This window comes from Microvirga ossetica, from assembly GCF_002741015.1.
GTDB lineage: Bacteria > Pseudomonadota > Alphaproteobacteria > Rhizobiales > Beijerinckiaceae > Microvirga > Microvirga ossetica.
Genome location: NZ_CP016618.1, coordinates 188,482 through 212,253 on the forward strand (window position 1 = coordinate 188,482; position 23,772 = coordinate 212,253).

General features: G+C 59.4%; 15 protein-coding genes and 4 pseudogenes. 11 read left to right on the top strand and 8 right to left on the bottom strand.

The window, feature by feature from the left end; all coding sequences use genetic code 11:
- Both BB934_RS35395 and BB934_RS35400 read right to left on the bottom strand, forming a co-directional pair.
- A complete protein-coding gene (locus BB934_RS35395; protein ID WP_099514474.1) occupies positions 1–1,017 on the bottom strand; it encodes an FAD binding domain-containing protein in 1,017 nt (338 codons plus the stop codon).
- Positions 1,014–1,535, bottom strand: coding sequence for a (2Fe-2S)-binding protein (locus BB934_RS35400; protein ID WP_099514475.1), 522 nt, complete (start codon positions 1,533–1,535; stop codon positions 1,014–1,016). Before BB934_RS35400 ends, BB934_RS35395 begins: the two co-directional genes overlap by 4 nt.
- A 460-nt stretch (positions 1,536–1,995) precedes the next feature.
- On the opposite strand from BB934_RS35400, the pseudogene BB934_RS49645 reads away from it, so the two are divergent.
- Positions 1,996–2,531 (top strand): annotated as a pseudogene (locus BB934_RS49645) (transposase); the annotation flags it as partial.
- A 1,082-nt stretch (positions 2,532–3,613) separates the two neighbouring features.
- On the opposite strand, the gene BB934_RS35415 reads toward BB934_RS49645, so the two are convergent.
- Positions 3,614–4,612 carry a radical SAM/SPASM domain-containing protein gene (locus BB934_RS35415; protein WP_099514478.1) on the bottom strand — a complete coding sequence of 333 codons (999 nt, stop codon included), beginning with the start codon at positions 4,610–4,612 and terminating at the stop codon, positions 3,614–3,616.
- 166 nt (positions 4,613–4,778) lie between these two features.
- Here BB934_RS35415 and BB934_RS51215 point away from each other — a divergent pair.
- The 3 genes and pseudogenes from BB934_RS51215 to BB934_RS35425 all read left to right on the top strand — a co-directional run.
- Positions 4,779–4,904, top strand: a pseudogene (locus BB934_RS51215) (double zinc ribbon domain-containing protein); the annotation flags it as partial.
- A 96-nt stretch (positions 4,905–5,000) separates the two neighbouring features.
- The gene (locus tag BB934_RS35420; RefSeq protein ID WP_237050586.1) at positions 5,001–8,138 is read left to right on the top strand and encodes an ATP-binding protein; all 3,138 of its coding nucleotides are present in this window, start codon (positions 5,001–5,003) and stop codon (positions 8,136–8,138) included.
- A 756-nt stretch (positions 8,139–8,894) separates the two neighbouring features.
- On the top strand, positions 8,895–9,293 hold the full coding sequence (locus BB934_RS35425; RefSeq protein WP_099514480.1) for a cupin domain-containing protein: 399 nt from the start codon (positions 8,895–8,897) through the stop codon (positions 9,291–9,293).
- A 433-nt stretch (positions 9,294–9,726) separates the two neighbouring features.
- Here the strand turns inward: BB934_RS35425 and BB934_RS35430 are convergent, their stop codons facing one another.
- Complete coding sequence (locus BB934_RS35430; RefSeq protein WP_099514481.1) at positions 9,727–10,125, bottom strand: hypothetical protein; 399 nt, start codon at positions 10,123–10,125, stop codon at positions 9,727–9,729.
- 365 nt (positions 10,126–10,490) lie between these two features.
- Here BB934_RS35430 and BB934_RS35440 point away from each other — a divergent pair, with 365 nt between their 5' ends.
- The gene (locus BB934_RS35440; protein ID WP_099514483.1) at positions 10,491–11,189 is read left to right on the top strand and encodes an IS6 family transposase; all 699 of its coding nucleotides are present in this window, start codon (positions 10,491–10,493) and stop codon (positions 11,187–11,189) included.
- Positions 11,190–11,385: 196 nt separating this feature from the next.
- Here BB934_RS35440 and BB934_RS35445 read toward each other — a convergent pair whose 3' ends face one another.
- Positions 11,386–11,793, bottom strand: a complete 408-nt coding sequence (locus tag BB934_RS35445) for a DUF1236 domain-containing protein (protein WP_099514484.1) — start codon at positions 11,791–11,793, stop codon at positions 11,386–11,388.
- A 349-nt stretch (positions 11,794–12,142) separates the two neighbouring features.
- Here BB934_RS35445 and BB934_RS35450 point away from each other — a divergent pair, with 349 nt between their 5' ends.
- On the top strand, positions 12,143–14,620 hold the full coding sequence (locus tag BB934_RS35450) for a PBP1A family penicillin-binding protein (protein ID WP_237050587.1): 2,478 nt from the start codon (positions 12,143–12,145) through the stop codon (positions 14,618–14,620).
- A gap of 126 nt (positions 14,621–14,746) precedes the next feature.
- On the opposite strand, the gene BB934_RS35455 is transcribed toward BB934_RS35450, so the two are convergent.
- Complete coding sequence (locus BB934_RS35455) at positions 14,747–16,126, bottom strand: calcium-binding protein (protein ID WP_157934519.1); 1,380 nt, start codon at positions 16,124–16,126, stop codon at positions 14,747–14,749.
- A gap of 264 nt (positions 16,127–16,390) precedes the next feature.
- Positions 16,391–18,163 carry an adenylate/guanylate cyclase domain-containing protein gene (locus BB934_RS35460; protein ID WP_099514487.1) on the bottom strand — a complete coding sequence of 591 codons (1,773 nt, stop codon included), beginning with the start codon at positions 18,161–18,163 and terminating at the stop codon, positions 16,391–16,393.
- Positions 18,164–18,763: 600 nt separating this feature from the next.
- On the opposite strand from BB934_RS35460, the gene BB934_RS35465 reads away from it, so the two are divergent.
- On the top strand, positions 18,764–19,048 hold the full coding sequence (locus tag BB934_RS35465) for a hypothetical protein (protein WP_099514488.1): 285 nt from the start codon (positions 18,764–18,766) through the stop codon (positions 19,046–19,048).
- Between the two features lie 113 nt (positions 19,049–19,161).
- On the opposite strand, the gene irr is transcribed toward BB934_RS35465, so the two are convergent.
- The gene (gene irr, locus BB934_RS35470; protein ID WP_099514489.1) at positions 19,162–19,662 is read right to left on the bottom strand and encodes a Fur family transcriptional regulator Irr; all 501 of its coding nucleotides are present in this window, start codon (positions 19,660–19,662) and stop codon (positions 19,162–19,164) included.
- 824 nt (positions 19,663–20,486) lie between these two features.
- On the opposite strand from irr, the gene BB934_RS50310 reads away from it, so the two are divergent.
- From BB934_RS50310 to BB934_RS35495, 4 genes and pseudogenes are all read left to right on the top strand, one after another.
- The gene (locus BB934_RS50310; protein ID WP_257792386.1) at positions 20,487–20,618 is read left to right on the top strand and encodes a hypothetical protein; all 132 of its coding nucleotides are present in this window, start codon (positions 20,487–20,489) and stop codon (positions 20,616–20,618) included.
- 591 nt (positions 20,619–21,209) lie between these two features.
- Positions 21,210–21,479, top strand: a complete 270-nt coding sequence (locus BB934_RS35485; protein ID WP_099514492.1) for a tyrosine-type recombinase/integrase — start codon at positions 21,210–21,212, stop codon at positions 21,477–21,479.
- 253 nt (positions 21,480–21,732) lie between these two features.
- Positions 21,733–22,053, top strand: a pseudogene (locus BB934_RS35490) (DUF2829 domain-containing protein); the annotation flags it as partial.
- 1,090 nt (positions 22,054–23,143) lie between these two features.
- Positions 23,144–23,389 (top strand): annotated as a pseudogene (locus tag BB934_RS35495) (IS6 family transposase); the annotation flags it as partial.
- Positions 23,390–23,772 lie beyond the last annotated feature (383 nt).

Here is a 23,772-nt window from a genome sequence, read left to right on the forward strand (position 1 = left end):
TCACCGGATTTTCTTGATGGCCTGGATTTGTGGCGTACCGTTCGCGGCCTGCGTCAGCGTGCGTTCGACCGCGCGGCGCGCCAAGCCGACTTTGAAAGTGTTGTGCGCGTAGCCTTTGGCATCGCGAAGCATAATGTCGGCCGCTCGCGCGAACGCGGCTCGATCGGGAGCTTCGCCGCGCAAAATTGCTTCAGCTTCAGCTTTGCGCCAGGGTTTGTGGGCTACGCCGCCGAGCGCAATACGCGCTTCCTTGATACGCCCGCCATCGAGTTCCAAAGCGGCCGCCACTGACACAAGTGCGAACGCATAGGACAGCCGGTCGCGGATCTTCAAATAACTGTAGTTTGCCGCGAAGCCTTTCGGCGGCATCTCTATCGCCACAATGATCTCGGTCGGTGCGAGATTGGTATCGATTTGCGGCGTATCACCAGGCAAGCGATGGAAATCGGCGAACGCGATCGAGCGTTCTCCAGCGGGCCCTACCACATGAACTGTAGCCTCCAGAGCAGCAAGTGCGACACACATGTCAGACGGATGCGTCGCAATACAGGCATCACTCGTACCGAGGATAGCGTTTATCCGATTGATGCCATTGATTGCGGAGCAGCCGCTGCCGGGCTCGCGCTTGTTGCAGGGCGTTGCCACATCGTAGAAATAGAAGCACCGTGTGCGCTGCAATAGATTGCCGCCCGTTGACGCCATGTTGCGCAATTGCTGCGATGCCCCTGCCAGGATTGCACTCGACAGCAAGGGACAGCGCTCCTCGACCAGCGGATGATAGGCAAGATCGCTGTTCGGAACGAGCGCGCCGATGCGCAAGCCGCCGGTCGATGTTTCCTCGATGGTCTTGAGCGGCAAGTGAGTGATATCGATCAGTTGTGTCGGGCTCTCGACATCGTACTTCATCAGGTCGATGAGGTTGGTGCCTCCCGCGATGAACCTCGCGGTTGGATCAGCCGTGATCTGTCGGACGGCGTCGGGGACGTCAGAGGCGCGCGCATATTCGAAATTGATCATAGTTTGGCACCCATTGCCTGCTGGATCGCCGCGACGATGTTGGGATAGGCGCCGCATCGGCATATATTGCCGCTCATCAACTCGCGGATTTCATCCGCGGTCTTTGCCTTTCCCTCTGCGATGAGACCAACAGCAGAACAGATTTGGCCAGGTGTGCAGTAGCCGCATTGGAACGCATCGTGATCAATGAAGGCCTGCTGCACGGGATGGAGCGCACCGTCGACGGCAAGACCTTCGACCGTGGTAATTTTGGCGCCGTCTTTCATGACCGCGAGCGTGAGGCATGAAACGATCCGACGGCCGTCGACGATCACCGTGCAGGCGCCGCACTGGCCATGGTCGCAGCCCTTCTTAGTGCCGGTCAAATTGAGGTGATCTCGCAAGGCATCAAGCAAGGTCGTCCACGGCGCGATTGTCAACATACGATCTTGCCCGTTGACATTGAGCGTGACGGGCTTCGCAGCCGACTTGGTGTTCGATTTAGGCTGCTGGCCGCTTGGGAAGGTTGATGCGCTCATCCGTCTCCCCTGATTCGCTGTTGAGCATTGTTAATAAGCCAAGGTCAATTTGCCTATTTTGAGGCGTATCGTCGCTACCGGGTTATCGGCAGGATGCAATTCCGTCGCAGATTGGATGGTGAAAGGATCGGGAGCGGCGCAAGATGTGTTCCTGATTGAGCGCCGGCATCCTCAACCAAAGACAGCCTTTCCTTCGCTGCTAAGCTTTTGCGTGAGATTCTGAGCCGTTATTGGCTGAGGGGCGTCCCATCAGGTCTTGTTCCGGCCCCCTTAAGTGAGTGAAGCCATGCTGAGATCCATGCTGCTTCTGCTGCGATGACTAGTGTGGGGCAGGAGGCAGTGAGCTGCCCGTTGGGCATTCACGACAGCAGGAGAGGGGAGGACGGGTCAGGAGCGAAAAGCGGACCTTCTCACGGCCAAGCTGAAGGACAATCCGTGACCCAAAGCAGTCCTCCGTCGTGTCACTAAGGCGTTGACCACAGCAGGCGGGCTGGTGAACGTGGTGATCAACTCGATTGGCCTAAAGGTGTTCGGGCCGGCGAATGGCAGCGTGAGAAATACGGCGGCTAAGGCTGTCGGACGTGGCGCAAGCTCCACCGGGCCATTGATCCTGATACCGGCGAGATCCTCGCCTCAGAGCTGACGACCACCGAAGACGGTGATGCCTCACAGGTCGGTTCCTTGCTGGATCAGATTTTAAGCCCAATCGCTTCGGTCACGACTGATGGCGAACCCGTCTACCGTACCATCGCCGAGCGGGATCCTGCTGCGGCTGTGATTATCCCACCGCTCTCAACGGCAGTGCCGAGCGACAATACCGAGACGGCGCCTACCCAGCGAGACCGGCACCTCCAGACAATCCAGGCGCGTGGTCGGCTCGGCTGGCAGAGGATGGTCAACTACGGCCGACGGTCGTTGGGCGAGGTGGCAATAATGCGCTACAAAACCCTGATCGGCCGCCGCCTCCACGCCCGGACTCTGTCTAAGCAAAAGGCCTAAGCCGCGGCGGGCTGCAAGGTCATCAACGTCCTGAGCATTGCTTCACCTGACCTATCACCGCACGGTGATCCTGCTATAAGCCTTGCCCTATCTCATCATGCATCCCCGTGACAGTGCCTCAGTGCGAGCGAGCAAATGTAGCCGACACCTTCCTTCATCGCTTTCCGCTCGGCCGCTTTTTTGTAGGCGTCTTTTTGCTCGACCGTCTTTCTGTAGCGGCCCTTTTGCTAGCTCGTCTTCGGGTGCGCACAGACGAAGGCAATCCCATCCCAACGATTGGATTGCTTGTTGAATAGTCTTCAAGCTCTCGAGCTGTCGTCAGTGCCGCTGGCTGATAGATGAATTCTTGCCGGGATGGATCGCTCGCCCAGTATGACCGAAGCGTGTTGATGGCCGAGTACAGGTTTGAGGAAGCATTTATTGCAGCATAAAGTTCGGCAATAGTCTGCTGGGTGTCATATACCCAAAAGGTTCGATAATGATATGATTGCCCAGTTGACCAGTAGGTTCCTCCGTATCTTGCTCCCTGAACAGAAGCTACTTGCCGCCGGATAAACTGCTCATTGTCTACAAGGAACTGATGGAACGCAGGCACATCAGCGTACGGGACACCAAACGTCCATTCAATCAGTATTGTACCAAGCTCAAACTGGATCTGAGGGTCAGGCGCCTTGATAGGATATGCAGCATGGGTCCTGACTTCTGGAACGATAGTCGCGGCAGTCGGAGGCAAAGCGACACCTCGACGGCGAATAAGCCGCTTCGCGTAATCGACGGTATGATCTCGTCCCATGAAATGCTCCTAGTTGCTCTCGGTTGAGTCACATGAAAACGCGATGAGACCATTGCTTAGAAGGTAGTCCAACACCTCTTTTACTTCGAGGCTAGCCTTCTCCTGAGATCTAGAAGGTTCAATGGCTGCATAATACGCACGTTGAAGAGATCTCAAACTGCGTCCATCGCACATTTCCAGGACCAGCCAAGCAGACAAATTGAGCGTGTGAAGGCGCGGTTTGAGAGGAGTGTACACAAGGCAAACGTCCATCTCTTCAACAAGACGAACACGCAAACCTTCTGACTTATGAAAGCAACCTTGCCGGTAATGCACGTAGGTCGACTCCATCGTTCAAAACCGAACAAAAAGGATCAGGCGCTTGCCAACTACCGTGAAAGGCATAAGCCGCAGACCGGCAACCGCCTCGTGTCCCCTCCCGAGCTTCACAACCGGAGCAAGATTTCTCGACATTCCCGGAGCGCAACTCTCGGTATAGAGGATCGTTCCACGTTTCCAGGAAGGGCACATCAAGGATATTGCCATAGTTGACATACTCTCGAAGATATGCGCAGCCAATCGATCGCCCGAAAGGATCGATCGCGGCACTCTGCCAGCAGCAGTTTCGGTCATTGGGGTGCCACGACTGCATCACTGTAAGTTGCTCTGGTGGATCAATCGCCGCTAGGACGGACATTTGATCGTTCAATGAAAGTGCTAGCTCGTCCCACCGCATCTTAGCCCGACCTAGCGGGTAAAGTCGTAAGATCCCAGCTCTTGAGGCGCCAAAATCATGAGCAACCTTCAGAATTTCTTGCACTTCGCCGGCGTTTCGTCGATTGAGGATCGTAAGTGTATCGACCTCAATCTGTGCTTCATGAAGACTACTTATCGCGTTGCAAGCTTTCGCAAAGCTACCCTCGACTCCAGCGAAATAATCGTGCGTTTCGTCCGTTGCTCCAAGGAGATCAATAAGTACTCGGCCCACACCGATCCGCTTCAACTCACTCGCGACGGACTTGTCGATTAACGTTCCGTTGCTCCTCACTAGCGTCATCATCTTCGGGGTCGCGTGAGCCAAAATCCGAAGGAAGTCAGGGCGTGCGAATGGCTCGCCACCCTCAAAGTAGAGCGAAACAAACTCATTCTTCGCCAAATACTCAATAGTATCGATCCATTGATCGGTTGTTAGTTCATGTTGCTTCTTAGCTGGACTACAATCCGCATAACAATGCTTACACTCAAGGTTACAGGTTTGAGTGATTAGTAAGCTAATATTGAATGGCGAGTTCAACCAAGGTTGCATTTTTGAGGCTCCGCGCTCAAAATAACACATTGGGCTAGTTCGACCAGAGCATCGACCCTTAGTCGGCAGCGTGTCAACGTACGCATTCGAAGTACCGTGTAGCAAAATGGCTTATGGATTCGACCTGAGTTATTAACTGTAACCTATCCGGGACTGGGAGGGTCGGATGCTCTGCCGACAGTGTCACTCAGAAATTCCCTCTGGGCTTCGGTTTTGCAGTAGTTGTGCCACCCCTCTGCCTGTAACTTGCTCACAGTGTGGTCAATCGAGCCCTGGCGACTTTTCGTTTTGTGGTCACTGCGGTGCAGCGTTATCACCTCCTGCATCGTCCGACAGAAGAGCCCATAACGATCATGAACTGATTGGATCTGACGCAGACCGGCGTCAAATGACCGTCATGTTCTGCGACCTCGTCGGATCGACGGCTTTATCGCAGAAGTTGGATCCTGAGGACCTCCGCGACTTGATCGCGGCCTTCCGGAAGACTTGTGCCGATGCTGTTCGCCAGTGCGGCGGGTGGATCGCGCGCTATCTCGGCGACGGGATGCTTGTTTACTTTGGGTATCCTAGCGCAGATGAAAACAGTCCTGAGATGGCGGTCCGTGCGGCTCTGCGAATAATTCTTAAACTACGAGAAGGTGGCCCGGATGTAATGTATTTTGGAAGCCCGCTCCAAGCACGCATTGGGGTACACACCGGGCTAGTCGTTGCGGGCGACCTGCCCAGCGGCGATGAACGCGAGGCTTTCTCAATAGTCGGCGAAACGCCCAACATCGCAGCCCGCCTCCAGAGCATAGCTGATCCACAGACAATACTGATCAGTGAGACAACTTACGCATTGGTTCGGCACCGGTTTGAGTGCCGTGAGCTAGGTCAGCAGCATTTGCGTGGTACGGCACGACCAGTTCGAGTCTTTGAGCCGGTCGCCGAACGTCTTAACTACGCGACACAGGATGCATTCGAACTAAGGGACTTAACTCCTCTCGCAGGTCGCGAGAAAGAACTGGCAGCCCTTGTCAAGGCTTGGGCAGAGGTAAAGGAAGACTCCGGGCGCGCGCTGCTTATCTCGGGAGAACCAGGCATTGGCAAGTCTCGACTGATTCACGCTTTCCACTCTTCCCTTGAAGGCGGGTGTTCTTTCATCGCATGCAACTGTGCAGCGCACTGCTCAGACAGTGCATTCTATCCCATCGTTGACCTACTCCACCGATACATCAGCATTGACTCGTCAGACGGCAATCACGAACGGCTTAGAAAAGTCGCCAATGCGCTTGAGCAATCGGGCCTTCCATCTGGCGAGGCGCTGCCATTTCTCGGACCGCTTCTGTCAATACCCGCCGCTGTCCTCGGCTCTTCAATTAGCTTTTCACCGCTCGCCTGGCGGGAAAAGACGATTGAGTTGCTCGTCTCATGGATCATGAAGGCCTCGGAACGGCGGCCGATGATTTTGGTGGTGGAAGACCTACATTGGGCTGACCCTTCAACTTTGGAAACTGTCTCCCGCCTGGTTTCAAGCATTCCTCGTGCGAAACTGCTCCTCATTGTAACCTCACGGCAGGAATTCAACCCAGAATGGACGTGCGCGTTAAACGTATCAAACATCAACTTAGCTCGCCTGGCTGTTGATGACGCGAAACAAATGATTGACGCACTAGACACCCGCGCAGAATTGTCAGACGAAGTGCGCACACAACTTATAGAGAGGACAGACGGCGTACCACTTTTCCTTGAGGAGCTAACAAAAGCGGTCGTAGAGACAAAGCTTTTGGACGGGAACACTGACAACTTGCGGCGTGACCCAGGTGAGTCGATTATACCTTCAACACTGCGCGACTTTCTTATGGCGCGGCTCGATCGCCTTCATTCTGTTAAGCGAATTGCGCAGATAGCGTCGACCTTGGGACGGGAGTTCAGGTACGAACTCCTACTCGCGGTCTCCTCCATGCCAGAAAATGATCTCTGCGAAGCACTATCGCAGTTGGTCGATCGGGAGCTATTGTTTCAACGGGGCGTGCCTCCTCGTTCCACTTATTTTTTTAAGCATGCACTAATTCAAGAGGCTGCCTATCAGTCGCTTCTGAGATCTGCCCGGCGCCATTATCATCGCATGGCAGCCGATGTACTTACGAACCAGTTTCCCGATATAGCCGATCAGCGGCCAGAACTCGTTGCACACCACTTCAGTTTAGGCGGCGCTGATCATCTCGCCATTCCATACTGGCAAACTGCAGGCGAGCATGCACTAGAAAGATACGCCAATGCCGAAGCACTGGCACATCTTAGAAAAGCTCTTACTGCTGTAGAGCGCCTGGCCGACTTGCCAGAGCGTGCCCAGCAGGAGGCGATAATATTGGCGTCAATTGGAACGGCGGTGACAGCCTTGAAGGGTTGGGCCGCACCCGAGGCAGAGACTATCTATTCCCGCGCACGCATCCTGTGTCAGGCTCTGGGTGATACACATACGCTCGCTGCAGCACTACGCGGATTGCAGTCGTACTTTCAGGTGCGAGGTCCGTTACGGGCTGCTCGACAAGTGAGTAGACAGTTACTTGAGCTGGCTCAGCGCGGCGACGACCGCTCAATGGAGGTCGAAGCAAAGCGTGCATTCGGATGGTGCCTCTTCTGTCTTGGCGAGCTAGGACCGAGTAAGCAGCTTCTTGAAAATGCTGTTTGGGATTACGATCCGGGGCAGTCAAAAAGCAATATTCGAGCGTACGGCTCGGACGCGGGAGTAGCCGGGCTATCCAATCTTGCGTGGCTAGAATGGAGCATTGGGAATTCAAGGCGGGCGATAGAGCGAAGCGATGAAGCGATCCGCCTAGCACGAGCACTCGGGCATCCACTTAGCCTAACCTATGCACTTTGTATGTCAGCCGCCGTATACCAAGGGCTACAGCAGCCTGATATAGCGCAATCGCTAGCATCGAGCACCGTCCAACTAGGAAAAGAAAACAGCCTTTCCTATTGGTGCGCTTGGGGAACTATCATTCACGGTTGGACCATTTGCGAGCAGGGCCATATCGAAGAAGGAATAGCTGAAATCAAAAGGGGCATCTCTGCCTATCGGGCAACTGGAGCTAACCTCTTCAACGCCTATGCCCTTGGCCTTCTGTCTGATGCATGTGCCAAGGCGGGGAAGGCATGCGAGGGCATCACTCACGTCAGTGAAGCCATCGCCAGTGCTAAGTCTATTGACATGCATATATTCGATGCCGAGCTTCTTCGTATCAAGGCAGCACTCTTGGTTCAGACTGGCGCTTCTGAGGATTTGGCTGCTGCTGAGCTACGCAAGGCTGTAAAGATTTCCCACCATCAGGGTGCAAAGATGCTGGAGCTCAAGGCTCGAACCGCATTGTTTGAAATTTCCGCTAGGACCAAGAAGTCACCACGCGAGAGCACAAGGATTGACCGTTTACTCGATGAGCTACGTGAGGAATCAGCCTTTGCCGACTTGGTTCGCAACAAGGAGCATCTCGCGTCGAGTGCTTTAGCGTCAACATCAATGCCAGACAAGGATCCAGCGTGAGTTAGCGAACTCGTAGGTTTAACCTTGGCGGTGCAAAGGTTGGCTCAAGAACAGATCGCTCGAGAGCGGTTCGACCCTCGATAGTCTCGGCTGCTCCGAATTCGACGAGGACGACCTGGAAGTTGCGATCGACTTCGTGTGCGAGGCAGGAGATCGCCACCGGCCCCGGCATTGACGGGCGCAGGCGCGCCGTTCCTGTGAAGCGGTACCGAAGCTTTAACTCCTCCTATGGGAGGCGCAACGCCCGGGTTTAGCAACACAAAATGGAAATCTGGTGGGGTCACGATCGTCGCCGGTGATGATCCCGCCGATGCTACGAATTTGCTAGTAATGGTATGGGCTTAACGGCAGTCGGCCCAAGGATCCGTATTCGATGCTGATTTACACGTTGCCCTTGCGGGAGGATGCCGTCATTCACGGCTTTCGAGCGGAAGGGCCGCTAATGGCACGGGGCTGACCTTAGCCGAATTTCTGCAAGAGGAGAGTGAAGCGGACCTTGACACGTTCAAGCTGAGCGGCAGTGCCTGACCCCCTCCGGTCCTTCGCAGGAGGTCCTTCCGTCAAACTTGTTTGTCGTGCACTGTCTTGATCTGAGAGCCGAGCCTCCACAAAGCGGCCGATAATCTCTGAATAACGGGAGTGCTGCATCACCGGGCTACCTTAGTTGCCTCAAGCTTAGGGTAAAATCGTTGAGAGGGCGGTCCGTCGCGATCCACGACGATCGGCCGCCAAGCCGATGGAGACAGGGAGCACGTGATGCGCATTGTCGATCATGCCGGACAGGAGTGGGAGTCATGGCGACCCGGTGTACTCACACGCATGCGCGTCTCGGCTCTGACCGGCGCCGCGCAGTTGTGTGTCTTCGAGCAATGGTGCGAGCCTGGCTGTGGTGCCCCCACCCACCTGCACGCGGTCGAGGAGGTGTTGACCGTAGTGGCCGGTCAGGCTGAGGTGTGGGTTAATGACGAACGCGCCATCGTGACAGCCGGGCAATCCGTGATCGTGCCGGCGGGCTATCGGCACGGTTTTCGCAGTGCCGGCGAGACGACGCTTCACGTGGAAGCCACACTTGCCGCACCGATGTTCGAAGCGGCCTTCGATGACCTGCGCGAGACCAGACGGCGCTGGCTTCCGGATCCGATTGCGCCGCCGTGATGCCGGGGTTGCGGTATCCATCTTCAACCAAGAGCGCGAGGCAATGATAGGGCCGCAGACAATCGACAGAATGTTTGGAAGCGCACCAGCCACGACGTTTATGGGCCTACCGGCTTGCCCCAATCTTTCGAGACCCAAGGCCGACGCGGTGCTTTTCGGTGTTCCGGCGGCGATGCCCTACGCGTCGGTCGGTCCGTACTGCGCTGACGCGCCTGATGCGGTCCGTGCGGTGATGGCTCAGTATGCGGCCGCCCTTCATCGTCATGACTTCGATTTTGACGGCCCGCTGCTTCCGCCACGGGCGCGTGTTGTGGACGCCGGAAACCCACACAGCAGAATTCGTGAAAATGTATGTCGGGCCCGACCGCTCATAGGCCTGCTTCACCACACCCCCGCCTTCCGCTAATGCGGGCGGGAATGCGGCTTCTCCTCATCATTGGCGTTTCATCCATCCTCTCCTGACCCGCCCGACCGGACCGAAGGCCTCTTCGGCCGCCGCGCAGGCCCGTGTCTCAGACATTCGCGAGAGAAGGCTGCCATAGTAGGATAAGCGTTCATCGAAGAAGCTGGCATGGCGCCCACCATCCTGCCAGTCAGTCGGCTGAAGGTTGAGCTGGGCAAATCGCGTCCGAGCCTCCGCCAAATCGATCTGCCAGGACGGGCATTTGGTACCTAGCATTCTGGCTGCCACGAAGTCGTCCAAAGCAGCCTGCTGCGGATCTCGTATCTGGGCGCCGACAGGACATGAAAGCAGATAAGCAAGGATCACTGCCGTAGAGAAACCGGCAGTCTTGGAGCCACCGATCAAAATTGCCCAACGGTGCGGTGCCATGAGACAAGGCCCGTGGCGGGTTGACCGCATCCTTGCTTCCTCCTCATGGTCTCCATTGTACCATGCCTGGTGGGTGGCGGGGACTGGATCCACACCATCACATCTGTGCTTCGGCCGAGAAGAGAGCGTACGATAATTGCCAAGGTCAAAAGGAGACACACCGATGCATCTCTTCGGAGCCTTTGAACTGGATCTTCAGCCCGGTACTCCCGACAGCCCAGCATCCATTAGGGTTGCCCTACTACGTTACGTTCGGGGCGAGGATGGGCGTCTCTTCATCACTCCGGAGTGCACATCCTTCGAAGGGCACTGTTGCATTAACCTTGGCGGTATAGCGAGGAGCGGTTCATCAAGGATCCGCTCCCGTGTCTCTGTTCAAGCGCCGTCGCTTCCCGGTTGAGATCATCTTGCTGTGCGTGCGCTGGTACTGCAAGTACGGGATCAGCTATCGCGATCTGGCTGAAATGATGTCCGAACGCGGTGTCGCTGTTGACCCATCCACGATCTTCCGTTGGGTTCAGCGCTATGCCCCGGAGATCGAGAAGCGGGTGCGACCATACCAGGGACATCGTTCAGGCTCATGGCGGGTGGATGAGACCTATGTAAGAGTGGGCGGACGCTGGCGGTACTTGTTTCGAGCGGTCGATAAACATGGTCGGCTGATTGCCTCCATGCTGTCCGGCCGGCGTGATACCGGAGCGGCTTATCGCTTCCTGCGCAAAGCCCAGCGGGCGGTGAGCGACTATCCTCCTTCATCCATCACGACCGACAAACTGGCGTCGTATCCCAAGGCAATCCTGCGCCTGCAGGACGAAGGGCTTCTGCCGAACGATGTGGTACACCGCACCTCGAAATATCTGAATAACATCCTTGAAGCGGATCATGGCGCGCTCAAGCGCGTGATCCGTCCGACGCGCGGCTTCCAGAGCATGAAAACCGCCGGCGCAACGTTGAAGGGTTTTGAGGTGATGCGGATGGTCCGCCGAGGTCACTGCATGCTGAGGCATGCGGGCGTGACAGGCGAAGTTCGTCTGGTGAACCAGTTGTTCGGTCTCGCCGCATGAGGAAGGCGCACCGGTAGGCTCATGATGACTTATTGCAGTTTATGCAACAGAGCCAGAACCCCGGGAGGGTTGCACTAACCAGAACGGGATGAACCGAACCCGAACGGCACAAGGATCCGCTCAATCCGTGCCCTACGCGAAACTGGAATGGGTGGCCCCAAGGGCCACCCACGCGCATTCGGGAAATAGGCGTTCCTTATCGGATGATCTGCACGACCTTGCGGCTGCCCGGCTCGACCAGCACGGGAGTGTTGTTCACGACCGTGTACTTATAACCCTTCACCTTGTACTCGGCCGGCACCTCGTAATAGGTCACGCCGGACTCGGGCAGGACCGCACCGACACGGACCTCTTCCCTGTATGTGTAGGAGGGCACCTTCTGGGTGGTCACATACTGGCGGAACTGCGGCTGCTGCTGATCGGCGAGGCCGCCCACGATGGCACCCGTTACGCCACCCACCACAGCGCCCACGGGACCGCCGACGACCGCACCGCCGACCGCGCCCGTGGCGGCACCGGCCGCGGCACCCCCGGATTGGGCGAAGGCAGCCGCAGGGGCGAGCGAGGCAAGGACGGCGCCGGCGAGAAGGATCTTCCTGGACATCGATTGGCTCCTGAACTGTATCCGCGGGCTTCCTGCCCGTCGATGATCAAACGCGATGCCCTCGATGTAGTTGCAAATATATTTTATCTAATTCCGAAAGGTAAATCAGTATTCATCAACCTGAACGCTAGATTAACGAGATGATTATTGGATTGTTGGAGTTGAATGTGACTGTTCTTCCAGGACGTTCGTTTCCGCCATCCTGCGCCGAGGTCTGACGCCGTTCCGGCGATGCGGTGGCGGAGGCCCTTGATCTGCCACGCTTGGGCTGGGCACAAGTCGGCCGGCCCGGCGCAACGCGAATCGCGTGTCCGGGTTGTACAAGCGCAGCAATGGAAAGCCGAGGATCGTGACGACACCCACCCCAACTTCGGATGAGCCTTCCGGACCCAAGCCGCAGAGGGACATCCTGTCGTTGGCGGACCCCGCGCAGACCCTGGCTCCCTCCCGCTTCGGGCGGCTGGCCGCGCGGGTGCCACCGGCAGGCCGGAGGACCATGGAGGAAGGCAGGCGGCTGGCCAAAAGGGCGATGGCACGGACCCGCCTTATGTACGCTGGCGCCTTGCGCCGGGCGCGTACTGCGGCGACCCGCGCCGCGACAGTCCTCGGCCCATGGCGCGAGCCGATCATCAGAGGTGCAGCATGTGTTGGCACGGGAGTGCAGCGCCTCCTGGGGCGCATCCGGCGCCGCCACGCCCTCATCGTCGCCGGCAGCTTCGCCGTCCTGCTGGCCCTGATCGTCGGCTACAGCATTGCGACCCTGCCGCTCGACGGCGGCTTGCAGGTCGACCCGACCCCGAGCGCCCTGGTCGTCGAGGCGGATGGCGGCGAGACCTTCGCGACCCGCGGCGTCTTCAAGGGCACCAAGGTCACGGCAGCCGACGTGCCCGCCCACCTTGCCCAAGCCGTCGTGTCCATCGAGGACCGACGGTTCTACAGCCACCACGGCGTCGATCCATGGGGCATCCTGCGGGCCGCCTGGCGCAACTGGCAGGCCGGCGGCACGCGCGAGGGCGGCAGCACCGTCACCCAGCAATTGGCGCGGCTGATGTTCTTGTCGCCCGACCAGAACCTGCGCCGCAAGATCCAGGAGGCCGTCATTTCCCTCTGGCTGGAGCGCCAGCTCAGCAAGGAGGAGATCCTCCTGCGCTACCTGAACACGGCCTACTTTGGCTCCGGCGCCTACGGGGTCGACGCGGCCGCACGGCGCTACTTCGCCAAGGCGACGAAGGAGCTCTCCCTCGCCGAAGCCGCCATGCTCGCCGGCCTGGTGCGGGCGCCGTCCCAGCTCGCCCCGACGCGCAATCTGGGAGGCGCCAAGGAGCGGGCCGACACCGTGCTCCAGGCCATGATCGACACCGGGGCGATCTCGGCGGAGCAGGCGGAGGCGGCGCGATCCGAGCCCGTGAATCTGCGCGTGCCACCCGAGACGCCGCCCGGCACCAACTACTTCGTCGACACGGCGGCCGCCGACGTGCGCCGACTGCTCGGCGGTGCCTCCGGCGACCTGACCCTGCGCAGCACCCTCGACCTGGAGCTCCAGCGCCTTGCCGAGGGCGTCATCGAGCGTCGGCTCGATGACGAGGGGCGGCAGAAGAACGTATCGCAGGCGGCCCTGGTCGCGCTCTCACCGGACGGCGCCATCCGGGCGCTCGTCGGCGGCCGCGACTACGAGGCGAGCCAGTTCAACCGCGCCACGCAGGCGCGGCGGCAGGCCGGCTCGCTGTTCAAGCTGTTCGTCTATCTCGCCGCGATGCAGAAAGGCTACGAACCGCAGTCCACGGTCGTCGACCGCCCGACCCAGATCGGCGACTGGGAGCCGCAGAATGCGAATGGTCGCTTCCGCGGCTCCGTCAGCCTGCGCAACGCCTTCGCGCAGTCGATCAACACGGTTGCGGCGCAACTGGCCGACGAGGTCGGCATCCCGGCGGTGATCGAGACGGCCAAGCGCCTGGGTGTCCAGTCCGAGCTGCCTGCGGTGCCGAGCCTGGCGCTCGGGTCCGCCGAGGTGACCCTGCTGGAGATGACCCGCGCCTACGCGGCGGTGGCGACCGGCAACCTGGCGCTCGAGCCCTACACGGTCCGCTCGATCCAGGGCACGACGCAGCAGGCCCTGTTCACCCGCCCGGGCGCCGCGCCCCGCACGGAGGGTCTGGGCGGCAGCCGCGCGGCGATGCTCGACCTGCTGCAAGCGGTGGTGCGGGAGGGAACGGGCAAGGCGGCACGTCTCCCGAACGTGCCGGCAGGCGGCAAGACGGGCACCACGCAGGAGTATCGCGACGCCTGGTTCATCGGCTTCACACCAGATCTCATCGTCGGCGTCTGGGTCGGCAACGATGACAATGCGCCGATGAACAAGGTGGTCGGCGGCGACCTGCCGGCGGAGATCTGGCGCGACTTCCTGACCAGGGCCGCTCCGCTGCTCGCCAAGGACAAGCGCCAGGCTCCGGCCGACAAGGTGGCCAACACCGATCCCGAATCCTCCGCCGCGCCCGCCGCAGGGGCCAACCTCGTGCGCGGAGTGCCGGAGGTGATGGACACCGGGACCCTGGCGATCCGCGGCACAATCGTCCGGCTCGAGGGCATCCAGGGCGAGCGCGGCACCCTGGCCCGCCAGCTCGCCCGCTTCCTGCGACGCCGCGAAGTGACCTGCGCCCCGAGCGACGCTCCCGGCGTCCAGCGCTGCCGGATCGGGAACTACAACCTCTCGGCCATCATCCTGGCGGCGGGCGGCGGGCGGGCAACCCCGGACGCGTCGGAGGAGCTTCAGGCGGCCGAGGATCAGGCCCGCTCCGCCCGGCTCGGGGTGTGGCGGCGCGGGCGATGAAGGGCGTTGTCATGAATGGATGGCGCCCGTCGGTCCAGTCCAGCACCCTATGGTCTCGTTAACGAAGATACCATACGTCTCTCCGGCCTTTGATCAAGCCACCACTGCAACAGACCGATTCCCACTTTACAAGATCACCAGGAAGTCTCTTGCGGCGACATTGTTGGGGCTTCCGGCAATCGTTGCAAACTGCGTCTGGTCTGCCGCTCCAACACCATCGGAGTCAAAATACAAGGCGCCCGAGACCGTGTCGTAGATAATCCGGTCGCTGCTGTCGACCGCGGCCGTGCCCACACGGAACGCGCTGCCTCGCAGCACGCCAGCGGTCAAGCCCGTGAATACATCGTTGTCCAGCACAATCGTATCAGAGCTCCGGAAGTCGTTGATCGTGTCGATATTCTCTGGGCCAAGGGCTGTGCTGAAGGTAAAGCGGTCGAAGCCTGCCCCGCCCGTTAGAAAGTCCGCACCCAGTCCGCCATCAAGGCGATCATTTCCGCTGTCCCCTCGCACCCGGTCGTCACCCTCACCACCGTTCAGGCGATCATGCCCTGAGCCACCAAAGACCCGGTCATCGCCTGCGGTGCCATCGGCTCGGTCATTGCCGGCCCCGCACCGGATCTCGTCATCGTCGCCCCCGCCGTTGATCCGGTCGTTACCGTCGCCGCCGAACAGGCGGTCGTTGGCAAAGCCGCCCGACAGTTGATCGTGACCCTCCTGCCCAAAGAGAATATCGGCGAACGCGCCGCCCGTGAGGCTGTCGTTCCCACCCTCGCCAAAGAAGATTGCTGGCGCGTCCGTGGCCGTGAAGTTGTTTCGAGCATCAGTGCCAAAGCGGACGTCATGCAGGGGCAGAGCGTCACGAAGTAGGTCAACCTGCGCGCTGCCCAGGTTGAACTGCATCCGGTCCAGCGAGAAACTGGACACGCCCGCCGGAAGCGCGGCTGTGAGGGTAAGCGTGAACCCGCTGAACGTGGCTTCCTGGTTGCCGTCGAGGAGGTCGGGCAGCATCACATACTCGAAGGCGTTCGGGTCGGATGAAACGATATTGGGTGCGGCAAAATCAGTGACGGGGTTGGCCGTCATACTGGGGGGCGGAAGGGCTGCGCCGATCACCCCTATTAGGGCGGTATCCACGGTCAGCTGTGCACCGGCGGGAAGGGTCGGACCGCCGAAGCTCAGTCCGGGTGCGAATTTATGGTTGTTGGGGAACACGGCCGGCGGAGGATCCCCGAGGGTGGCGCCCACAAATGATGAAGGATTGTAGGGCGAACCGACACCCAAGTCCTTCAGCCGCAGGGACTGCGTGACGCCGGTTTCCCGGTCGACGAACTCAACACGGACGGTTAGCTGAGTGTCTCCTGGCGCGAAGGTCGCACCCGACAGCGCAATCAGGCTCCCGAGGAAGTTGTCCTGCTCCGCCGCGCCCGATGCCCCGGGGCTTTGGCTTCCCCGCTGGACGAGCGTTCCTGAGTCAAGATCGTACCTGATGGTGATTGGAGCCGGCATTTCAACCTCCCGAGAGACCATGGGCCCAAATTCGCCCACATACCGCCCCTGATGGAGACATCAGCCGGAAGGCCGCCGTTCTTGACCCGGGTGGCGGCTCGACGCTGCGCACAAGGCTGATGCAAACAAGGAGATCACAGGTTCGTGTCTCGAGTGCGGCAGGTGATCGGTTCTGGGAGTGTCCCGCTACCTTAGTCCCTCATTGCTCAGCGAAAGACAGGTATTTCTGTGGAGGCTCGTCGCCTGACTGGTCCGAGCAGGTCCCTATTCCGGCACTCCAGCCTTTCTCAGACCCTCGATGAACAGCTCGCAGTGAGCGTAATCCCCCAGATTTGCGCGGAGGCGACCTACAGTGATTGGGGGGCCAATCTGGTTGCGTTGCTGGATATGTGCCTGTGCCTCCTCCACAAGGCCGAGATGCCCACAGCAGCTGATCAGCGCATTGTGGTGCCCCGGAAATTCCGGGAAAGCCACGACCGAACGGCGCAGGAACGACAGAGCGTCCGAGAAGCGGCGCTCTCCGAGCAGGGTCAGCCCGTGGAATGCCACGTAGATCCCGGCAAACGTATCCAACGGGCTCATCCGTATGGCCTTTCCTGTCTCGTTGACAGCCTCGGCGGAGTAACCGGCCCTGAGAAGGGCCACGCCATACATGGTGCGTCCAAGCGCCCAGCTCGGATTGATCTCGAGAGCCCTCTTCATCTCCTCCAAGGCACGGTCATGGTGACCCATCGTGCTCAAGCTGAAGCCATAGCTCATCATGGCCCAGGGCTCGCTCGGATCAAGGGCCAAAGCGCGCTTGGCAAGATCGGTCATCTCGCGAAAGCCTCCCTCTCTTGAGCGCCAGTAGCAGAAGGTTTCCCACCACACTGCCCAACTGAGAATGGCGTACGCTCTCGCATAACTTGGCTCACGAATGATGGCGCGTCGAAGAAGCGCCTGCGCCTCTTCGTTCGATTTGCGTTGCGCCTTGTTGATCAAGCTGAGGGCTGACACGACTAAGCCCCAGGTATCGACACTTTCGGGTGGCTTGTTCCGGGCTCTGTAACCCTCCTCGGCATAAAGATGAGGTTCGATTGCAGCCACAACATTTTCGGTGATCTCATCCTGAACCGCGAAGACATCTTCCAGCAGCCTGTCGTAGCGCTCTGCCCAAATATGCTTTCCGTTCGCGGCATCGATGAGCTGCCCTGTGATGCGAATGCGACTGCCCGACGCTCTTACACTGCCTTCCAGAATGTATCGGACACCAAGCTCGCGGGCGGCCTGACGCACGTCGATCGCCTTGCCCTTGTAGGCGAAGGTGGAGTTGCGCGAGATGACGAGCAGCCAGCGCAGACGCGAAAGTGCGGTAATGATGTCCTCGGCCATCCCATCCGCGAAGAATTCCTGCTGTGGATCGCCGCTCATGTTGTTGAAGGGCAGTACCGCGATGGATGGCTGGTCTGGCAGTGTTAGGGGCTGACTTGAAATCGCTCCCGGCAATGGCGCCATCTTCGTCACGGCCGAGAACCTGAAGGTCCTCACGGCTCTTGCTATGTTCTTGACCTGTTGTTCCCCCTGATCCTCAAAGAGGTACGGCAGTTTATCCCTGACCTCGTCGTAGACTTTGCCAGAGACGCAAATGCCTCCGGGCTCAGCCAACTGCTCCAGGCGAGCTGCCACATTCACTCCATCGCCGTAGATATCGCCATCGGCTTCGATGATGATATCCCCGAGATTGATGCCAATGCGGAGTTGGAGCCCCGGTCGGGCAGCATGGGTGGCTTCGGACGCGAGAGCCGCCTGAACTTTCACAGCACAGCGAACCGCCTCCACAGGGCTTGAGAATTCAACCAGAAAGCCATCGCCGGTTGTTTTTACCAGGCGCCCCTGATGGTCACTCACCTTCGGCTCAATGACGTCCCGACGAAGCGTCTTGATCCTGGCGAGGGTGCCTTCCTCATCCTGGCCCATAAGCGCGGAGAAGCCTGCTATGTCGGCCGCGAGAATTGCTGCGAGGCGCCTCTGCACCTTCTGACCGCTTGGACTGGTCATCTCATCCCCAGGGATACAGGTGTCGAGGAGCAATGGTGCTTCGCTCAGCACGCTTCGTCCAGAGGCATTACTGCGGCAGCTCTCCGCGTACCAAAGCCAAGCTCTTGGATGTGCCACGATCCACAGCCACCGGTCTCAGAGTCGGCTGCAGAGCGCACGACAATGCAAAAGCCGCGTAGCTGGTTCATGCCGGAAGAAGACATTCCCAATCTGGAGTGCATAAGTCTCGCGGCTGCGAAAGAAAACCCCATCATCTGTTTTCTGTCGGATTCCAGAGGGCCTGCGCGTGGACGCGCATGCGATTAGATTCTGCCTGTGGCAGATAGCTTGAGCGTTATGCTGCAAAGGCATAACACCTCTTCGAGGATTCGGCTCCTCAGCAGCAGGGCGCATCCCAATATGCTGCAGTGCAGCAAGGGCAGTGATCGTCGGCCGCCAGGGCCGTGATCTGCCAGGGGGCCATCCATGTTCGTTATCTACATCCTGTCCAAGATCCGCACCTACAAGCACTCCATGAGACCGTGAACCCGTGGCCGGAACACTCCGACCGGCCGTGACGATTGCGCCAAGCCATGGGTCGTCCTGTTGAATGCAACCTCGATGCCATCACCCAGGAACAAGCCGTCTGCCGTCCGGACCTCGCTTCGTTTCAAGCCGCCGACCTTGGAGGAGGCCATCCATGCCGCGCAGGGGCTCACCGATGACATCGATGGCCAGGCCGAGATTGCCGCAGGCTTGATGGGATTGCCGGAGCCGGATGTCAGATTCGCAATCCTGAAGGCGCCTCCGCGCAGGCCCGCTCGCCCATCGACCCAAGTGCGGGTCGCAACGGGCCGACAGACCGTTCTGGTCGAGCGCAGGGCACCCCGCGCCCTGATCCGCTGAGGGCTGACGTCGATCTCAACTGATCGCGTCTCGTCCAACCAGGTCCGTCCTTCGTTCAGTGCTGCGGCGGCATGGGCAGCGCCTCGATCCTGGACCCGCTCGCCAGGACATGCTCATGAGAAGGCGCGCTTTGTCTTCCGCAGGCGGACGATGATCTCGACGCCGGCCACTTCCATGCCTTCGGGAGGCTCGGGCAGGTCGGCGACGCTCAGGCCGGAGGAGGGCATGTCGACGATCTCACCCTCTTCCTTGAGGAAGAAAGGGTGATGCTCGGTCGGGTTGGTGTCGAAATAGGCCTTGGCGCCGTCCACCGCGAGCTGGCGCAGGAGGCCCGCTTCCGTGAACTGGTGCAGGGTGTTGTAGACCGTCGCCAGCGAGACCGGGACCCGCGCCCGGGTGGCCTCGTCGAAGAGCATTTCGGCCGTGATGTGCCGATCGCCCTTGCCGAACAGCAGCCAGCCCAGGGACACGCGCTGCCGGGTCGGGCGCAGGCCCGCTTGGCGCAGCTTTCCCTTGAGGTCTGACAGGGGGCATCCCTGCAAGCGGAGAGCTGGTCGCTGAGGCGCTGTCAGACGCGTTGTGCTTGTCACCTCATCAGACAAAGCTCTCTCCATGCAGTTTAGAAAACGTAAAAACTAAAGCCTTCCATAGGCTTAGTTGGTCGAGGCTGGGGACTGCTACCGCAAGTGTGGGCCGTTGCCGCAGCTCAGTGTCTCTCGATGAGGCTGTTGGATGAGGGAACCTGCCAGGTGATTGTGGCTTCTCACAAAAATTGTCGAGGATGTTTCCATGTCTGACATCCCTTACCCTGACACGCCGCAGCCGGACATTCCCGTGCCGCCGCAGCCTGACTTGCCGATGCCGGTCCCTGAGGTCGAGCCTGATCCCAGCGAAGAGCCGGACCTGCCGCCGGAGCCCTCTGAACCGCCCGGAGACGATCTCCCGACGGTGGGATTGAGGAGCTCTCAGGAGAATTTAGCAGGAGGTTGCGCATGATGTCTGATCCACAGCAGCCAGTCGTTCCCTCTCCGCCCCAGCCTGATGTGCCGGCACCAGATCCTAATCCTGTCATGCCACCCGCGGGCCCGCCTGGTTTGCTTGGGTCCCATGGCAAAACACCAAGTTTGAGCGGGTCACTCCCCAGGAACCAGTATTTTACAATGCTTCGCGAAAACGAAGAATCCTTCAGCCTCAATCGGTTGTGGGTTGTTCAGGGCCGACTATCTAGCGTCCACAGAAATGCGCCCCCGCCTCACGGCTCTGGGGCGCTTTCTTTTTCCAGACCCCTCACAATCTATTCGCCACGAGCATCTTCGACACGTGCGCCGCCGAGTTGCGCAATCTTGCCGATGAGGCGAGGCGTCTCCCTCCGCCGGACAGGCGGAACCCGCATGCGTTTCAGGAAGCTCGCGACGAGCTTGCCCCCCGGATCTCGGAGTTGGCGAACTTTCTGTCGGGCAAGTTCACGCTCGCTCGCTCCGAGCCCAAAGCGGCCATCAAGCCGGGCCCGATCCGGAGCGCCAAAGGCAAGGTTGTGACGGTCGAATTCCGCGATCCGAAGCGGGTCTGATCAAGAACGAGGGCCGCTCGATTCCGATTGGATCATGATGCCGGCAAGAGGGCCGCAGAGGGCTTTGAACTTCGCGTCCTCGGTCTTGTGCCTCTCCCTCAGTCGATGGCGTTCCGCCTCGAGGCAGTGAGACAGTAGCATCGCCGTGTACGGGTTGGGCGGCGGGATATCGTACGCGAGCTTTTTCACTTCCTGGATGAAGTCATCAATCCAACTGTCGTCAGTCATGGTCGCCCCCGGCATTCGGCTCATATGCAAGAGTAGCCCGAGACAGGCTGCGGTCACACTTCACCAGAAGAGCGGCCTAGATAGTAGTACGCCTCACCCGAAAGAGCCGCTGCGCCGCTCAGGCACCGGCGACTGGGCATAAAATTACTCACGATAATCACCCTTCCCGTGACCAATCGCGAAGGGCTGAAATTTGGAGCACGTAACGGTTTCCGATCTGCAAAGCGGGTCGAAAGTATACTGGTTTGATAAACTGATGAACCTGCCGGTGCCCGTCGCGCCGGCGGACAACACGCCGACAGTCACGGATGCACTGAGGTCGGCTGCGGAGTACGCCCAGGCCGAAAAGGCTGACGCCACTCAATGAGAAAGGGCGGATCTGTAAACCCGGATCGCCTCTCCGAGGGCTCAGTCGCCTCAGTGGTAAAGCGCTACGCGAGGGCCGCAGGCCTCGACCCCGAAACCTTCTCTGGCCACTCGCTGCGCGCCGGCTTCGTCATCTCCGCCCTCGAGGCGGGCGCCGACCTGCTGAAGGTTATGGACGTCACCCGCCATAGGGAAGTGAAGACGCTCAAGGCCTACGACCGCCGCGCGAAGACCTTCAAAAATCATGCCGGACGCGGCTTTCTCTAAGGAAACCTGATGTGCCTGATCCGCCACTATTTCGCGCGCCCTGCCACTGTGTTGTCATTAGGTCTCTTCGGCCTGTTCAATTTGATCCGGTCATCGATCCTCGCATCGCCTCAGGCCGGAAGAGCACGCTCGGCGGCCACTCGCGCTCGAAATACGTGCCGCATCAGAGCTCCCGCGAGTTGGCTCGTCGTCGCTGACAGATCACAGTTGGTTTGCTCCGAGTCGAGAACGGGCTCCATGTGGGAGCAACTGCATGAACTTCGATGAAGCCATCGAAGCCTTGAAGGCCGGTAAGCGCGTTGCCCGCGCCGGCTGGAACGGCAAAGGGATGTGGCTCTGCCGCGATAAGGGCCAGAAGATCGGGCCCGCGCAGTTCTGGAATGAGCACACCAAGCAGTTCGTCTATGAGCGCTACATGCTCGCGACGAGTGGCGACACAGACCTGACTGATGACGATCGTCTGACCGAGGTCCTGCCGTACATCATCATGAAGACGGCGGACAATAAGATCCTCATGGGCTGGCTCGCATCCCAGTCGAACATGCTTGCTGACGATTGGACGGAACTCTCATAGCGGGTCATACGTGAAAGGCCCACATCAGGAACAATCCCCCGATCCCAATGATCGCGATCAGCATGATCATGGCCCAAAACCGTCTTCGTCCTGATGGGAAGTCGCCGAACATGGTCGCCTCCAAAATGCGTGCATCTCGCGCCACCGCAGTGAGCTAGAACTTAGCCCGAAACGGGCTTGATGCGCATCCTCGATCCTCGCACCGGCTTGAGCGTCTCGCTCACATCCCAGTCTGGCATGCTCGCTGAGGATTTGGTGGATCTCTGATCCAGCGGCTCAGTCCAAGAAGTAGAATATGAACAGCGCGCAGAGAATAAGCCCGCCAATTAACCCGAGCCACCTGAAGATAACCGCAGATGAATCGTTCGGGCGCGGAGGCTTCGGCCCCGCTGGAAAGGGATCGTCGTCGTCATCGTCATGCGTGGCTACTGCCCCCCGGCTGAGTAGGCAGCCTAGGATCCCGATCTTCGTCGAAGAGTCGAATCTTCTTGCGGATTATCCACGACAGATAGCGGGCTGTGACACTGCCTGATGCTGATCCTCGACCCGCGCACCGGCCTGAGCGTCTCGCTCACATCCCAGTCCGGCATGCGCGCTGAGGATTGGGTGGAGCTGTAGCGCTCGATGCTCCCGTCCTAATCTACGAAAAGGAGTTATATCGCGAAGGAACATTGCTCCTAATGTCGCGAAGGCAGATTATCCTGCTGGTTGTCCACCGAGGTGGTACTATGCAGGCCCTCGCTATAGCCGCTCTTTATCTCGGAACTGCTCTGGCTGCGTTCGTATTGGCTGTAGATGTACTTGACGTTGTAGATCCTCTTAATGCGTTGATCGCTCACTAGATTGAGCTAGTCTCTCATAGAAATTGCCTCCGCGACGCGGTGAGACTCAACTACTGCTGATAAGGTTTTCAAGTCAGCAGAATGATTCTCCTCATTGCGCTATCGACTGTCTTGGCCGGTGTACTGTTTGCGGGTGCCGCCGGAGTCCTGTGCGCTAAATTCGCTCTTGTCCTCTTAATCGGATTTTGCGCGGCCGCCATGGTACTGTCAAGTTGGCATAGGTCGGCACCTATGGCAGGGTTTCGGGCATGAGCACGACGTCCAACCCGTACCGCGGCTTCCGGTTTCCGGCTGAAATCATCAACCAGGCCGTCTGGTTGTATCACAGCTTCAGCCTGAGCTTGCGCGATGTCGAGCTGATCCTGGCGGCCCGTGGCGTCGTGGTCAGCTACGAGACCATCCGTGAGTGGAGTCTGCGCTTCGGACGAACCTACGCCAACAGCTTCAAGCGGCGCCAGCCGCAGCCAGGAGACAAGTGGTTCTTGGACGGTGTGTCACGAACACATCTCTGAAGGAGGAGATGTGGAGCTGTACAAGAGATGAGGGTTGGCCCCTCGAGGTCTGCAGTCAGGTGCCGGCCTCAAACCCCTGCAAGCTGCGGCCGTCAAGAGCGACCGTGGTGAGCGTTGCAGCCAAAGGCGGGACCTCAGTCCCGTCAGGTACGATCCGGAGAGGCGAGCGAAAGCAAACCGCTGATGACGTGTCGAAATGCCAAAGATGATGTCAAAACCGGGAAGTCGTCGAGGTCCCGGGATCAGTTCGGGGGCTGTCCTGAAGACCGCCCGAGCGACATCCGGCATGTAGGCGGCGCGAAGCCGGATCAGGCTCTTGTATGGAACGTGAGAACCTGTCGCCCCGCTGCCAAGGGAGACGTCCA

Bases quoted from the DNA above. Each gene is read 5' to 3' on its own strand.
- BB934_RS35395 (WP_099514474.1), bottom strand. From the start codon at position 1,017: ATGATCAATTTCGAATATGCGCGCGCCTCTGACGTCCCCGACGCCGTC.
- BB934_RS35400 (WP_099514475.1), bottom strand. From the start codon at position 1,535: ATGAGCGCATCAACCTTCCCAAGCGGCCAGCAGCCTAAATCGAACACC.
- BB934_RS35415 (WP_099514478.1), bottom strand. From the start codon at position 4,612: ATGCAACCTTGGTTGAACTCGCCATTCAATATTAGCTTACTAATCACT.
- BB934_RS35420 (WP_237050586.1), top strand. From the start codon at position 5,001: ATGACCGTCATGTTCTGCGACCTCGTCGGATCGACGGCTTTATCGCAG.
- BB934_RS35425 (WP_099514480.1), top strand. From the start codon at position 8,895: ATGCGCATTGTCGATCATGCCGGACAGGAGTGGGAGTCATGGCGACCC.
- BB934_RS35430 (WP_099514481.1), bottom strand. From the start codon at position 10,125: ATGGCACCGCACCGTTGGGCAATTTTGATCGGTGGCTCCAAGACTGCC.
- BB934_RS35445 (WP_099514484.1), bottom strand. From the start codon at position 11,793: ATGTCCAGGAAGATCCTTCTCGCCGGCGCCGTCCTTGCCTCGCTCGCC.
- BB934_RS35455 (WP_157934519.1), bottom strand. From the start codon at position 16,126: ATGCCGGCTCCAATCACCATCAGGTACGATCTTGACTCAGGAACGCTC.
- BB934_RS35460 (WP_099514487.1), bottom strand. From the start codon at position 18,163: ATGACCAGTCCAAGCGGTCAGAAGGTGCAGAGGCGCCTCGCAGCAATT.
- BB934_RS35465 (WP_099514488.1), top strand. From the start codon at position 18,764: ATGCCATCACCCAGGAACAAGCCGTCTGCCGTCCGGACCTCGCTTCGT.
- irr (WP_099514489.1), bottom strand. From the start codon at position 19,662: ATGGAGAGAGCTTTGTCTGATGAGGTGACAAGCACAACGCGTCTGACA.
- BB934_RS35485 (WP_099514492.1), top strand. From the start codon at position 21,210: ATGAGAAAGGGCGGATCTGTAAACCCGGATCGCCTCTCCGAGGGCTCA.